Origin of the sequence: Dehalogenimonas formicexedens (genome assembly GCF_001953175.1) — a bacterium.
Taxonomy (GTDB): Bacteria; Chloroflexota; Dehalococcoidia; order Dehalococcoidales; family Dehalococcoidaceae; genus Dehalogenimonas; species Dehalogenimonas formicexedens.
Window position 1 is genome coordinate 578,088 of sequence record NZ_CP018258.1, and the last position, 13,463, is coordinate 591,550.

13 protein-coding genes are annotated in these 13,463 nt (G+C 53.7%); 8 read left to right on the plus strand and 5 right to left on the minus strand.

Features of this window, described 5'->3' with window-relative positions; translation table 11 throughout:
• Nucleotides 1-116: 116 nt before the first annotated feature.
• On the plus strand, nucleotides 117-2,261 hold the full coding sequence (locus Dform_RS03075) for an acetate--CoA ligase family protein (RefSeq protein WP_076003715.1): 2,145 nt from the start codon (nucleotides 117-119) through the stop codon (nucleotides 2,259-2,261).
• Between the two features lie 163 nt (nucleotides 2,262-2,424).
• On the opposite strand, the gene Dform_RS03080 is transcribed toward Dform_RS03075, so the two are convergent.
• Nucleotides 2,425-2,835 carry a hypothetical protein gene (locus Dform_RS03080; protein WP_076003716.1) on the minus strand — a complete coding sequence of 137 codons (411 nt, stop codon included), beginning with the start codon at nucleotides 2,833-2,835 and terminating at the stop codon, nucleotides 2,425-2,427.
• A gap of 356 nt (nucleotides 2,836-3,191) precedes the next feature.
• Between Dform_RS03080 and rd the strand changes: the two genes are divergently transcribed.
• From rd to Dform_RS03100, 4 genes are all read left to right on the plus strand, one after another.
• On the plus strand, nucleotides 3,192-3,350 hold the full coding sequence (rd, locus tag Dform_RS03085) for a rubredoxin (RefSeq protein WP_076003717.1): 159 nt from the start codon (nucleotides 3,192-3,194) through the stop codon (nucleotides 3,348-3,350).
• A gap of 30 nt (nucleotides 3,351-3,380) precedes the next feature.
• Nucleotides 3,381-5,111: a 2-oxoacid:acceptor oxidoreductase subunit alpha gene (locus Dform_RS03090; RefSeq protein ID WP_076003718.1), complete on the plus strand. Its 1,731-nt coding sequence runs from the start codon at nucleotides 3,381-3,383 to the stop codon at nucleotides 5,109-5,111.
• Between the two features lie 8 nt (nucleotides 5,112-5,119).
• Entirely contained in the window at nucleotides 5,120-5,977 is an 858-nt protein-coding gene (locus Dform_RS03095; protein WP_076005045.1) for a thiamine pyrophosphate-dependent enzyme, read from the plus strand.
• A gap of 61 nt (nucleotides 5,978-6,038) precedes the next feature.
• Nucleotides 6,039-6,452, plus strand: a complete 414-nt coding sequence (locus Dform_RS03100) for a CoA-binding protein (protein WP_076003719.1) — start codon at nucleotides 6,039-6,041, stop codon at nucleotides 6,450-6,452.
• An 85-nt stretch (nucleotides 6,453-6,537) separates the two neighbouring features.
• Here the strand turns inward: Dform_RS03100 and ccsB are convergent, their stop codons facing one another.
• From ccsB to Dform_RS03115, 3 genes are all read right to left on the minus strand, one after another.
• Nucleotides 6,538-7,386, minus strand: coding sequence for a c-type cytochrome biogenesis protein CcsB (ccsB, locus tag Dform_RS03105; protein WP_076003720.1), 849 nt, complete (start codon nucleotides 7,384-7,386; stop codon nucleotides 6,538-6,540).
• A complete protein-coding gene (gene resB, locus Dform_RS03110; protein WP_076003721.1) occupies nucleotides 7,387-8,808 on the minus strand; it encodes a cytochrome c biogenesis protein ResB in 1,422 nt (473 codons plus the stop codon).
• Nucleotides 8,809-8,975: 167 nt separating this feature from the next.
• The gene (locus tag Dform_RS03115) at nucleotides 8,976-9,557 is read right to left on the minus strand and encodes a DUF4389 domain-containing protein (protein ID WP_076003722.1); all 582 of its coding nucleotides are present in this window, start codon (nucleotides 9,555-9,557) and stop codon (nucleotides 8,976-8,978) included.
• A gap of 141 nt (nucleotides 9,558-9,698) precedes the next feature.
• Between Dform_RS03115 and rpsU the strand changes: the two genes are divergently transcribed.
• From rpsU to Dform_RS03130, 3 genes are all read left to right on the plus strand, one after another.
• Nucleotides 9,699-9,908: a 30S ribosomal protein S21 gene (rpsU, locus tag Dform_RS03120; protein WP_076005046.1), complete on the plus strand. Its 210-nt coding sequence runs from the start codon at nucleotides 9,699-9,701 to the stop codon at nucleotides 9,906-9,908.
• Nucleotides 9,909-10,041: 133 nt separating this feature from the next.
• Nucleotides 10,042-11,058 carry a 3-deoxy-7-phosphoheptulonate synthase gene (gene aroF / locus Dform_RS03125; RefSeq protein ID WP_076003723.1) on the plus strand — a complete coding sequence of 339 codons (1,017 nt, stop codon included), beginning with the start codon at nucleotides 10,042-10,044 and terminating at the stop codon, nucleotides 11,056-11,058.
• A gap of 67 nt (nucleotides 11,059-11,125) precedes the next feature.
• The gene (locus Dform_RS03130) at nucleotides 11,126-12,130 is read left to right on the plus strand and encodes an NAD(P)/FAD-dependent oxidoreductase (protein ID WP_145925522.1); all 1,005 of its coding nucleotides are present in this window, start codon (nucleotides 11,126-11,128) and stop codon (nucleotides 12,128-12,130) included.
• A 92-nt stretch (nucleotides 12,131-12,222) separates the two neighbouring features.
• Here Dform_RS03130 and serS read toward each other — a convergent pair whose 3' ends face one another.
• Nucleotides 12,223-13,458: a serine--tRNA ligase gene (serS, locus tag Dform_RS03135; protein WP_076003725.1), complete on the minus strand. Its 1,236-nt coding sequence runs from the start codon at nucleotides 13,456-13,458 to the stop codon at nucleotides 12,223-12,225.
• Between the last annotated feature and the right edge of the window lie 5 nt (nucleotides 13,459-13,463).

Here is a 13,463-nt window from a genome sequence, read left to right on the forward strand (position 1 = left end):
TGTATGGAATCCAATGGACCGTTGCGATTATACCAGCGTCTTAAATTTTGCCCAACTGTTCAGCCTGAATTACAATCGGAACTGTGATACCTGATAAGATTGCATGCGGTGATCAGATGAATGAAAAAAGGCGTTCGCTGGAATCTCTCCTCAAACCCAGGTCCGTTGCCGTAATCGGGGCGTCACGGCATGATGGGAGTCTTGGAAAAAAAATCTTCGATAATTTACTGGAAAGCTCATTTAAAGGTCCGGTATTTCCAATCAACCCTAATGCCAAAGAAATAGCGTCGATCAAGGCGTATCCGTCGATTTTCGATGTTCCAGAACCGGTCGAACTGGCGGTAATCGCCGTGCCGGCTGAATTCGTTCTTGAAGCGGCTGAGCAATGCGGCTTGAAAGGGGTTAAGTCCCTGGTGGTGATATCTGCCGGATTCGCCGAAAACGGCAAGGAAGGCGTCAACCGGCAGCGGGACCTGGCATCCATCTGTCGCCACCACGGGATGAGGCTGGTCGGACCAAACTGTATGGGGGTTTTGAATACCGACCCCGACGTTTCCCTCAATGCCACCTTCAGCCACGTCTTTCCACCTCGGGGAGACATAGCCATGGCAACCCAGAGCGGGGCACTGGGACTGGTGATACTGGAGTATGCTAAAAACCTCAATATCGGGCTCTCGACCTTTGCCAGCGTGGGCAACCGGGCGGACGTATCCTCAAACGACCTTATGGAGTACTGGCGGGATGATCCTGACACCTCGGTCATCATGCTTTACCTGGAATCGTTCGGCAATCCCAGGAAATTTGCCCGGCTGGCCAGATCGATTTCACCCCACAAACCGATAGTCGCCGTCAAGAGCGGGAGAACGGCGCAGGGATCCAAGGCGGCAGCCTCTCACACCGGGGCGCTGGCAACGGTCGACGTAGCGGTTGACGCTTTATTTGCCCAGACCGGGATAATCAGGGTGGACGATCTGGAACAGCTTTTCGACGTTTCGGACGTCCTTTCGAGGCAGCCCCTTCCCAAAGGTAACCGGATAGCTATTTTGACCAACGGCGGCGGCCCGGGTGCGCTGGCCGCCGATGCCTGTTCGGCGGCGGGGCTTGAGTTGACTCACCTTTCGGCCGAAACAGTGGCTGGGCTCAGGGCATTATTGCCGGTACGGGCATCACTGGGAAACCCGATAGACATCACCGATGTCGGGGCGGCGGAGTATCGGGGTGCGCTATCTTTGTTGGCGGGTGATAACAATATAGATTCGGTCATCGTTATCTTCATCCCCCCGGTTTTCGCCTGCCCTGAAGAAGTGGCGACGGTGATCAGGGATCTGGCTCCGGAATTCCGCCGGCGCGGCAAACCCCTGATCGCTTCGTTCATGGGGCAGCGAGGGTGCGTGCCAGGCACAACCTTACCGGCGGGGACGGCCGGGGTACCGTCGTTCGCGTTTCCTGAAGCTGCTGTCCATGCTCTGGCGAAGGCACTGGAGTATAGCCGACAAAGGCAGAAACCGAAGGGAACAGCGCCTGAGTTTCTCGATATCGACCGGGAACGGGCTAAGAAGATCATTGATTCCGCTCTAGACGGATGGCTTGAACCTGATACCGCATTTTCGCTGCTCCAGGCCTATGGCATAATGACCCAGGAAATCCGTGCCGCAGAAAACCTTGAGCGGGCTATCGATGCGGCGCAAGAGATCGGCTTTCCTGTTGCCCTTAAAATCGATTCCACTGCTATCTTGCACAAAACGGAAGCAGGCGGCGTCTCTTTGGAGATCGGGTCACCCGAAGAGCTTAAGCAAGCGTATGACGACATGATGGAGAAAATGCGAATTGCCGGGCTTATAAAAGGCATCAGGGGGGTCTATGTTCAAAAGATGGCGGAGACAGGCACCGAAGTTATCGCCGGAATCAACCACGACGCAATATTCGGGCCGCTGATACTTTTCGGGTTGGGCGGTATTTACACAGAATTGTTTCAGGATTCGACAGTCAGGATTACCCCTTTGACGGATGCGGATGCAAAGGAAATGGTCCGTTCGGTCAAGGCCTACAGGCTTCTGGAGGGATTTCGCGGGGCGCCTCCCGCGGATGTACCTGCAATCGAGGAATTATTACTCAGGTTATCGGCGCTGGTGGAGGATGTGCCACGGATAAAAGAAATGGACTTGAACCCCGTCAGGGTTTTTGGAGAGGGACGCGGCTATGCGGTGCTCGACGCTAGAATTCGATTAGGCTCGACGGAAAGGCTCGCCCTGCCTAAATGAAAAAGAAAGCTGTACAGATCGGCGACCTGATTTAACAAAGGCAAATTTGGCTTAATCTGGCAGACTTAATACTTCAATCGAGTGAACCAGGATGCTGGCCTGTATACTGAAACAAAAAAGCCTGGAATTTATTCCAGGCTTTTGACAGATTTGTTGAAATTTATTAGATGGCGGCAGGCTCAGCGTATTTCATACCGCGCCCGGCGCCGCTAGAGGCGAGTTTACCGGCGGCGATGGCATTCTTGAGCGCTTTGCGGATCTTGTTATCTGAGCAACCCGGGTCTATGGCGGTCATTTCGGATTTGATGGCTCCGAAGCCGCGTTCCTGACCGAAAAAACCTGCTGCGGTTAAATCAGCCACGATCTTGTCACAGGAAACCTTTTTCTTCCGGACTGGTTTTCCAGCCTTGGGGGGCCGGCCGGGGCCCCGCCTGGCGGCGGGTTTTTCAACGGCGGTCTGAACCGCGGCACCTCCCGGGGCGTATTTGGCGATGTATTTTTCAACAAATTCGATAGGACCCTCGAGTTCAATCACGCCTTCTTTCAAGTCAATGAACACTCTGGCTTCAGTCATATTTACTCCTTAAACAATTACTAACTTCAGAATATATTATAACCAATTATTTAAATAAATGTAAAGAGGAATATATAAGATAAGATCAAAAATGGTAAAGCCGAAATTATCTTTTCGCAAAACAAGCTCAAACGTATCTCATTCGAATATTTTGTGGCCGCGACAATAAACCCGGAAACCCTCCCGGAACAATGATAATTATTTCTGAAAGTGTAGATTTGTTTTGATTATATTACTGAATAATGGCGTAATAAAACGATACAAATTATTGCCGAATAACAAGGCGAACATTGTTAAACCTTCTTTTGACTTAAGCCTGCCGGCAATATATCCTGAGAAAAAGGAGGGTTGCCAAGATGACCAAATATCGATGCACAATCTGCGGATATACGTATGATCCCGCCGCCGGTGATCCCGATGGCGGCATAAAGCCGGGTACGCCCTTTGAGGATATACCGGATAGCTGGGCTTGTCCGGTGTGTGGCGCTACCAAGGACCTGTTCGTCAAGGCGTAATCGGAGTTTCATCTTGCGACTGGAGGCGAAATGGTTGTTGATCTGAATATATTGATCGGCGGGGAGGCGGGACAGGGGGTTCAATCAATAGGATCTGTTGTCGCCCGAACCATGTTGCGCGGCGGCTACGAAATATTTGCCGATCAGGATTTTGAATCCAGGATTCGCGGCGGACATTCCTTTACCAGGGTTAGGGTAAGCGGGCACCCTGTAGCTTCGGCAATTGACCCTATCGATATCCTGGTGGCTCTGAATGCCGAGACGGTAGAAATTCATCGGAAAGATCTGCAGCCGGGAGGAGTTATTATTTATGACGGCGCAAAGACGGGCTTAAAACCACAGAACTCCATCATCGCCCTCGACATTCCTCTCGAAACAATCGCTGCCGACACTTCCGGCAACGTCCTGATGAGCAATACGGTTGCAGCAGCGGCAACGCTCGGTTTGCTGGGGTACAGTTTCGATGTCTTGGCCGATGTCCTCCGCCAGGAATACGGACGCCATGGTGTCAAGATGGTGGATGACAATATCAAAGCCGGACAAGCCGGGTATGACTTCGGGACTGTCAACCGGCCTGCCGGCTTCCAACTTCGCCTCAAAGAAGGCAAGCCTTCAGGCAAGATGCTGGTTACCGGGCATGAGGCGTTGGCTTTGGGCGTTCTGGCCGCGGGATGTAAATTTGTAGCCGGTTACCCCATGACGCCGACGACTCCGATACTTGAATTTCTGGCCTCCAGGGGTCGCGAATTTGGCCTCCACGTCATCCAGGCGGAAGACGAGATATCAGCTGCCAACATGGTTGTGGGGGCGGCATATGCGGGGGTTCGGGCGATGACGGGGACCTCCGGAGGCGGTTTTTGCTTGATGGTAGAAGCCCTCTCATTGGCAGGAATGACCGAAACGCCGATGGTGGTCGTTTTGGGACAGCGTTCAGGCCCGTCTACAGGACTGCCGACGAGAACCGAGCAGGGAGATCTACTATTTGCCCTTCATGCCGGGCAGGGTGAGTTTCCCAGGGCTATCCTGGCTCCCGTCGATGCCGAAGGGGCGTTTTGGGCCGCCGTTAAAGCGTTTAACCTGGCTGAAAAGTACCAGACTCCCGTGTTGATTATGACCGATCATGATTTGGGCAATTCCTCATACCTGATGACAAAACCGGATTTATCGAAAGTCGTTATCGACAGAGGTGATATCCTTTCTGATGAAGAAGCGGAGAAAGCTGAAGACTACCGGCGGTATGCCTTCACCAAAGCCGGTATTTCGCCGAGGGCGTTCCCGGGACAAGGTAAAGCCCTGGTTGTCGCCGACTCCGATGAACATAACGAACGGGGTCACATCGTCGAGGCCGGAGAAGAGCGGGTCAAGATGATGGACAAACGCATGCGCAAAAACACAGGTCTTGCGAAAGAGATCGAAGGGCCGACTATCCGGCGCCGGGAAAATGCCAAGTTGAATCTTATTGGCTGGGGAAGCACGGCGGGCGCTATCGCCGAGGCGGGCGGAATTCTCGAAACCATGGGGGTCAATGCATCCGTGGTTCAGTTCAATGAGCTTTGGCCATTCCCGGCTGAAGCAGTGACCAAGGTTCTCGGGGGAGCAAATAAGAACATCGTTATCGAGAACAACTATACCGGACAATTGGAAAAACTGATTCGGTCAGAGACCGGTATTGCGGCTGACGCACGGATTCACAAATACGATGGCCGGGCTTTCACCGCAGAGTATATCGTTAACGCCCTGAAAGAGGAGGGCTTGCTGTGAATACCCGGGTGAAAGTTGACATAAAGGAATATGCTCCTGGTTCGGAAAGCGCCTGGTGCCCGGGTTGCGGGAATTTTGGAATTTTACGCTCAGTGAACAAAGCTCTGGTCGGTTTGGGTCTGCACCCGCATCAGGTGTTGCTCGTATCGGGGATCGGGCAGTCGGGCAAGATGCCGCATTATACGACGGCTAACGTGTTCAACGGGCTTCATGGCAGGCCGATGCCCGCCGCGATCGGGGCAAAAATGGCTAATCGTGAACTCAACGTCCTTGTCATCTCCGGCGATGGCGATGGCTACGGCGAGGGCGGCAACCATTTTATGCATGCTATGAACCGCAATCCCGATCTGACTTATCTGGTGCACAATAACCAGGTTTACGGTTTGACCAAGGGCCAGGTATCGCCAACCACCGACGCGGGAGTCACCAGCAAACTTAACCCCGAGGGCGCCTTTCACGCGCTTAGACCGTTGGCGGTAGCGGTGGCGTGTGATTGCTCGTTCGTGGCGCGCGGGTTTGCCGGCGAAATTGATCACCTGGCGCAGTTGATCGAACAAGGAGTGAGGCATAAGGGCTTCGCCCTCATCGAGGTGCTCCAACCATGCGTGAGCTTCAATAAAAAGAACACCTATGAGTGGTACCAGGACAGGGTTTACAAGCTAGGGGAAACCAAATACGACCCCACTGATTCGGCTGCCGCGTTTCAGAAAGCGCTCGAATGGGGTGACCGAATACCGATAGGGGTCATTTATAAACACGAGCGTGAGATATTTGAAGATTATGTAGGTGTCAGCCAGCAGACTCCGTTGGTTAGACAATCTATCGATCCTCTGGCTGTCGAGAAGTTGTTCGAAGCTTTTACCTGATTCTCCAAAGATTGACAATAGGTATTGAATATTCGAAAATGCCGCATCAAGGAGTAATTTGATGCGGGTAACCAAGACCGAGAAAGAAATTCTCTCCAAATATAAGACGGTCGCCGTTGTCGGGGCATCGCCTGATCCAGAGCGCCATTCCAACGCGGTCATGGCCTATTTGATCGCCTCGGGATACAAGGTTATTCCGATCAATCCGACGGTTGAATCCGTCCTGGGGAGAAAAACCTATCCGGATTTGCCCTCGGTACCAGAGAAGATAGAGGTGGTGGATGTATTCCGGGCGTCAGACAAGGTGATGCCTACAGTTGATGAAGCGATAGGCATCGGAGCCAAAGTCGTTTGGTTTCAAGAAGGCGTGATCAATGAGGAAGCGGCGGAAAAAGCCAGGCAGGCCGGCTTGATCGTCATCATGGACAAATGCATCGCCAAGGCTCATGCCGCTTTCACCGGCGCCACCCACTAAGCGATCTTTTTTATCCTTTCAACGATTAAAGAAAAAGGTCGATGGCTTTTAAGCCATCGACCTTTGATATTTTGGACGGGGAGGACTAGCCGCCGGTTTCAAAAGCGTGAAGACCGGAGAAGAAATAGTTTCCAAAGAAAGTGAAAACCACCGCCAGAAACGCGACCACCAGGAGTGCGGCAGACCTGGCGCCCTGCCAGCCGACGACGACTCTGGTGTGCAAATAGGCAGCATAGAAGAACCAGGTGACAAGTGCGGCGGTTTCCTTGGGATCCCAAGACCAGTATCGACCCCAGGCTACGTGTGCCCACAAGGCACCGAGAATGATCACCAGTGTAAGTAATGGAAAACCAACGATGACGGTATTGTAGCTGATCCGATCGAGCTTATCGGGAGGTGGCATCCATGGGATGATTCTCTTACGCTGCATCAGGAACATTATCGAGGTGACAAACCCAATGGCAAATGCTCCATACGACAATGCCGCCGCGGCGACATGGGTGGAAAGAAGGAAGTTTTGCTGGAGCGCCGGGACCAACTCCGAGGATTGAGTGGGATTGAATCCGGTGCTGAAGGCGGCGAACACAATGAGAGCCAGCGCCAGGATGGATGAAGCTCCGGAAACAAGTAGCGTTTTGTAGCGCATCCAGTACAGGATGCCCAAGCCAACGATGCCCCAAGCAAAGGCCAAGGCGAATTCGAACATACTTGAGAATGGGCCGTGACCCGTGGCGACCCAGCGGGCAGCGATAGCGCCCGACAAAAGGGCGAATGCCAGCCACATCATGAAAACCAGGATCTGGCGGACGGTTTTACCGGCGTCCTGATTTTTGCGGGCTGCCGCCAGATTAGCTATATAAACGATGAGGCCGATAGTTATCAGGCCGAGCGACAGCAAAGAAGCCCAAAAGAAAATTGCCTGCATTGCATCCATCTATTTTTTTCTCTCCGTATTTTTGGGTTGGATCTGGCCGGTGGCTCCGATCACTTTAGCAAAAGTCTCCATCTCGTCGACGGCTGCCTGGTTTTTCTTACCGAGGATGTGATACGCGGTACGGCTCCCTTTGGGATCGCTATAGATACCCACGACCATCTGGCGATGGGGGAAGTAGAAAACCAGTCCCAACCCCAGCATGAACAAGATAAAAGATGCCCAGATGAGATTCAATCCGGGATCCTCGCGTAATTGGAAACCGGAGAATTCGATCAAGGCGCTCGGGGAGAATTCCAGTCCCTGAAATTCGGTGGTGCTGCCGATCTGAATGTCCATGGAGTCAAGGAACTCGCCCCCGGTATCCGGCGAGGCGGTGTAAAATTCGAGGCGCACGCTTCCATCGGGGACGATCGGGTCTCCGGGTCCAGCCGAGCTGATGACAAAAACGAAAACACCATTGGCTGTGAGATCGATGGTCCCGGAGTTACGGGTGATGCCTTCAACGGTGAATGGGTCAGACAGATCGATAAACCCATTGAAAATCTGGTTACCGTTTGAGTCTGATACCCCCAGGGTTATGGCGGGTCCATAAAAAGATTGGTAGATATTCAGATTGCCGTAACTCAAAGGGTAGTTAACGCGTATCGTGCCTTCTTTGACTATTTGGCCGGCGACTATGATTTGAACATCGCTCCGATAGTCTTTAGGGCTGCCGTCTTCGTAAAAATCAGCCTGGAAGTCGACAAGTTTGATAGACGCGTCATAGGGCGACCCGATTGCCCTGGTCTCCCCTTCGGTAACGATAAAGGCGTCATTGGAATATCCTTTGGCGCTTCCGACGAGGTACCCTGCGGTTAAAAGGATCAAGCTAAGATGGATGGCGTAGGTGCCCCATGGGGCAAAACGGTTTTTATCGGCGACAAATACTTTGCCTTCCGGTGTTTCCTGGGTTCTTATACGGTAGCCACGTTTCGTCAGGAACCCGCGGACGTTGGCGACATTCTCCGGGGCGGGAATTTTGCTGGAAGAACGGGTTGCGCTGCCTTTTTCAAGGAGGCGGGTCGCGCTCTCCAAATCAACGCCCCGGCTGGTCTTGATGAGGCTGGGCATCCGTTTTAGAGAGCAAACAGCGATGGCGATGATAAGAAGGCTTCCGAGAATCAGGAATATGGCTGAATGGAACACGTCGAATAAACCCAAACCGTTAAATACGGCAGACCAGAAAGAGCCGTAATGCGGTTGGGCAACTTGTTCCATCCACGCTTGCTTTAACGCCGGGTCGCCGAGCAATTGGGCGGGGATCTGCCTGAGGAGGGTACCGGCAAGGCTGACGATGGCGAGAAGCAAGATAATCCAGAGGGCAAACCTGACGGAACTGAATAATCGCACGAACCAGTTAAACGCCGACTTGATATAGTTCAATGCAAAGGATGCCTTTCATGATGATAAATAAAACCACAACGCACCGATCGATACCACCGGCTCATAATATAGTGACTTATTTTTTAATGGAGGTCAAATAGGGAATCTAATAATCGAATAGAACGAGAGCCCGCATAGATTGCCGGCTCTCATTCGTCGATCGGGGCTTATGGTTCCAAGCTAAACGGAGGGTATTTATCGGTTATCAGAAGGAAAGCGTAGGCGCTGACCCTGAGCGCCCAGCGCATAACACCGAGAATAAAATCAAATAGAGATCTGGGCATTTTACCGGTAAACAGGATGGCGAACCAGGAGATGATGGCGCAAACAACAGCGGCAAGGCCGAGGAACACCAGAATAAAATAGTGGGGTATGGCGAGGAACCATTTGACCAGAGGCATTCCTTGACCCAGGTCCTGTTTGGCGTCCGGATATACAAGATCAAGGTGAACCGACTGCTCTTCATCTGTCGACGGATACTCATCCCTGAGCAAGGCGACGAACGACATTACCCGGGTATTGAACCTGGTTAGGTTGAGGTTCCAGTCAAACCACCACCGGGGATATTTTTGCCTGAAAAGAATCATGAGTAACGCAGCAATAAACAGCGTGCTTCCTCTCAGTATCGAAACAATGATCGCGATGGGAATCATCAATAACAACCTGAAAGCAACGCTGACCCGATCTCTAGCCTTTTCCGGGTAGTCGATGGAGAGGGTTGCGGGGTAGGGGGTTGCGGTTTGGATCATTTCTTTTCTCCTAATTTACTTCGATTCAAGTCTATATCACAAAGTTACGTTATTCAACCATTTCTGACTTGACACCAAAAGTGAGATAGGCCAGAATATATATTCGCGCATGGTTAATCCAGACGGGAAGGGGTGATTTTTTTGACTGAAGTTAGACCCGAATATAACGAGAGCTTCGAGGGCATGCTCAAGCGGTTCAACCGCAAGGTACAACTCGATGGCGTCATCCGTGAAGCCCGCCGCCGCGCTCGTTTCGAAAAACCCCTGACCCGACGCAAACGCAAAGAGACAGCTACCCGCCGCGCCGCTATTAAAGCCGCCCGCCGCACGGCTACCCGCCGACCGGCGTAGGCAAATCCTTGATCAATCAAACGCCTCCCGAGGATGCCATCCTCCGGAGGCGTTTTTTATAAGTTGTGGGCTTTTTCCGTGTCGCGCGAATATCTTGAAGTCATAACCTGGAACGTGAGGAGACCCGGTAACGATGATCGTCGAAATGAAAAAAGGGGCCGCTAAAATATCGGTCGATGCTGTGGTGGCCAGAGCGAAATCGCTCGGTCTGGGCGTCCAAATGAACCTCGGGACAGATAAAACGGTAGTGGCGCTGCTGGGCAGCAATACCGGCCAGTTGTCGCCTGACATTTTTGCCGTTTTGCCTGAAGTCGAGTCGGTGACCCGGATTATGAAGCCCTATAAACTGGCATCAAAGGAGTTCAAAACAACGCCTTCAACAGTCACTGTCGGCGGAGTCGAGATCGGCGGTAATAGAATCGCGGTGATGGCCGGTCCATGCGCCGTGGAAAGTGAAGCCCAACTTTTCGAAGCCGCAAGGGTTGTTAAGAATGCGGGCGCAGCCGTTCTACGCGGCGGCGCCTATAAGCCCAGGACATCGCCGTTCAGCTTCCAGGGACTCGAAAAGATAGGTCTGGGGTTTTTGGCCGGAGCCAGGAAAGAATTTGACATGCCCATAATTTCCGAAGTGGTGGATCCCCGCGACGTCGAGAACCTGGCCGAAACGGTCGACATTATCCAGATCGGGGCGCGCAACATGCAGAATTATGCCCTGCTTACCGAGGTGGGTAAACAGAAACGGCCGGTGCTTTTAAAACGCGGACTTTCCTCCACTATTGATGAATGGCTGACCGCGGCAGATTATCTGCTGGCCGGCGGCAACAATCAGGTCATTCTGTGCGAGCGAGGCATCAGGACGTTCGAAACGAGTACGCGTTTTTCCCTCGATATTTCATCGATTCCGGTGATCAAGCGCTTCAGCCACTTGCCGATCGTGGTCGACCCGAGCCATGCCGCAGGGCATTATGCGCTGGTTCCGGCAATCGCAAAGGCCGCGGTTGCCGCCGGCGCGGACGGGCTGCTTATCGAGGTCCACCCCAACCCTAAGGAAGCGCTGGTGGACGGCTTGCAATCCCTGACACCATCTGATTTCTCCCGGTTGATAGGCGAACTGAGGCTTGTGGCATCGGCCGTAGGCCGCTCCATCTAACCGCGCCCTGACCGCGGGGAATTATTCGGGAGGCCGAAATCACCGGCGGTGATGATATAATGATGCCATGTCTGCACCTGAGCGAATAGCTATCATGGGATGCGGCAGCGGCGGCAGTTACCTCTACCGCCTGTTGCGTCGCCGTAATCCGGATTCGGATATCACGCTTTTTGACCCGCCCACCGCCAACGCCTGCGGTATCAAGTGCTGCGCCTGGGGAGTCTCCCGTCCGCTATTCTCGAAGTTATGCGCCGAGGCCGGTGTCAACTCTGAACAGTTCGTCATCTCAAGATATGATCACGTGGTGATCAACGGGCAGCGGTTGAAAGCCGACCTGGCGATCATCAATAAACCGGCATTGGTAAAGAATTTTCTCGGAGACGCCCAGCCGCTTGATCCGGGAACGGCCGATGTCAGCGTCTTTGATCGAATCATCGATGCCACGGGTTCGGAGCGGGCGTTTATGCCGCCGACTGACGCCCAGCCGGTAGTCTCGGCAGTCCAGGTCAGGCTTAAGGCCAGGGCGCCGGACGCACCGACCGCGGTTTTCAATCCCGGCGGAGGTTACAGCTGGCTGTTTCCCATCGGAGCGGACGAAGTTCACCTTGGGTCTCTGTCACCCGGGGGATTCGATAAAGCCAGGGAAGAACTCAAGAAAATGATGTCCGGCAGCAAGAGCAAGGTCGTTTGCAGTTGCCGCGGGAAAATCCGTTGCCATGGACCTATCCTGCCCTTGAACGCTGGGTCAGTCTGGGGTATCGGCGAATCGATCGGCCTGGTGGATCCGGTTACCGGCGCCGGCATCATCCCGGCGATGACATCGGCAAAAATGCTGGTCGACCATTGGGATTCTCCCGGCGAATACCAGGCTGACGTCCTCCAGCGGTTTTCATACATGATCAAGGAAGCCAATATCCTGAACCGGCTCATGGCGGGAAACCCGCTGTCTTCAGGCGATCTCTTTTTCCCTAAACAAGCCCTTGAGACCATCGGCATCAGCCCTTCGTTGGCTGAATTCGTTGGACTGGTGGTCAAGGGCGCCAGGGATTACCTGGCTCACCGCCGAGCGTGAATCATTCATACTGACGGCCTGTACAGGCAGGATGCCTGTACTACCGGCGAGCATTATCGGTATCTCGATGCTTGCTTCGAGTAAAACGTTTCCTATTTTATGACGTCGGTGCCCATGTACGGCCACAACGCCTCAGGGACCTTGATCGAGCCGTCCGCCTGCTGGTAGTTTTCCAGGACAGCGATAAGGACCCTGGGCAGAGCCAGCCCCGAGCCGTTCAGGGTATGGACGAAATCCACCTTGCCGTCGGAGGCCCGGCGGTAACGGATATTAGCCCGCCGCGCCTGGAAATCCCAGCAGTTAGAGCAAGATGAAACTTCGAGCCATTCCTTGATGCCGGGCGCCCAGATCTCGATATCGTAGCTTTTGGACGAAGCGAAGCCGATGTCGGCGGTGCAGAGTTGCTTGATGCGGTAGGGCAACCCTAACGCCCTGGCGATGTCCTCGGCGTCATCCAGCAGTTTTTCCAGTTCCTCGTTGGATTTCTCCGGTTCGGTGAACTTGTAAAGCTCGACCTTGTCGAACTGGTGGCCGCGCTTGATGCCGCGGGTGTCCTTGCCGGCGCTCATCTTTTCGCGGCGGAAACAGGCGGTGTAGGCGCAATACTTGATGGGCAGTTGGTCGTTGGTCAGGATCTCGCCGCTATGCAGGCTGGTCAGAGGGACCTCGGCGGTGGGCACCAGCCACAGGTCGTCGATGGCGTCGCGGTACAGGTTATCGGCGAATTTAGGCAGGTTACCGGAACCGTAGAGGATCTCCTTTTTAACCAGGAAGGGCAGGTACATTTCCCGGTACCCGTGCTTGCGCGTGTGGAGGTCAAGGAACAGGCTGATGAGGGAACGCTGCAGCCTGGCGCCCATTTCCTTCAACACATAGAAGCGGGTTCCGGACAATTTCACACCGCGCTCGAAATCGATCAAGCCCAGGTTTTCGCCGAGCTCCCAGTGCGGTTTGGCTTCAAAATCGAATTCACGAACATCGCCGCAGTACCTGAGTACGATATTGTCTTCTTCGCTGGTGCCGTACGGGATGTCGGCCTGGGGGATATTGGGCACCTGTAGAAGGTAGGTCTGTAACTGCTCGTCCAGCGTCCGCAGGGTTTCTTCCAGGACGGCAATACGTTCCCTGAGCGCGCGTCCCGCTTCCGGATCGACGCGCTGCTTGGACTGTTCCTTGCGCTGGCGGCGGAGCTCATCAAGCTCGGCGGTCTTCTCACGGCGCAGGCGGTCCGTTTCCTGTATCTCATCGATGGGCGCTTTCGTCTGCCGGGAATCGACGGCTTTATGCACCAGTTCGGGATTGTCGCGGATGAGCTTAAGATCGATCATGGAAG

Bases quoted from the DNA above. Each gene is read 5' to 3' on its own strand.
- Dform_RS03075 (WP_076003715.1), top strand. From the start codon at position 117: ATGAATGAAAAAAGGCGTTCGCTGGAATCTCTCCTCAAACCCAGGTCC.
- Dform_RS03080 (WP_076003716.1), bottom strand. From the start codon at position 2,835: ATGACTGAAGCCAGAGTGTTCATTGACTTGAAAGAAGGCGTGATTGAA.
- rd (WP_076003717.1), top strand. From the start codon at position 3,192: ATGACCAAATATCGATGCACAATCTGCGGATATACGTATGATCCCGCC.
- Dform_RS03090 (WP_076003718.1), top strand. From the start codon at position 3,381: ATGGTTGTTGATCTGAATATATTGATCGGCGGGGAGGCGGGACAGGGG.
- Dform_RS03100 (WP_076003719.1), top strand. From the start codon at position 6,039: ATGCGGGTAACCAAGACCGAGAAAGAAATTCTCTCCAAATATAAGACG.
- ccsB (WP_076003720.1), bottom strand. From the start codon at position 7,386: ATGGATGCAATGCAGGCAATTTTCTTTTGGGCTTCTTTGCTGTCGCTC.
- Dform_RS03115 (WP_076003722.1), bottom strand. From the start codon at position 9,557: ATGATCCAAACCGCAACCCCCTACCCCGCAACCCTCTCCATCGACTAC.
- aroF (WP_076003723.1), top strand. From the start codon at position 10,042: ATGATCGTCGAAATGAAAAAAGGGGCCGCTAAAATATCGGTCGATGCT.
- Dform_RS03130 (WP_145925522.1), top strand. From the start codon at position 11,126: ATGTCTGCACCTGAGCGAATAGCTATCATGGGATGCGGCAGCGGCGGC.
- serS (WP_076003725.1), bottom strand. From the start codon at position 13,458: ATGATCGATCTTAAGCTCATCCGCGACAATCCCGAACTGGTGCATAAA.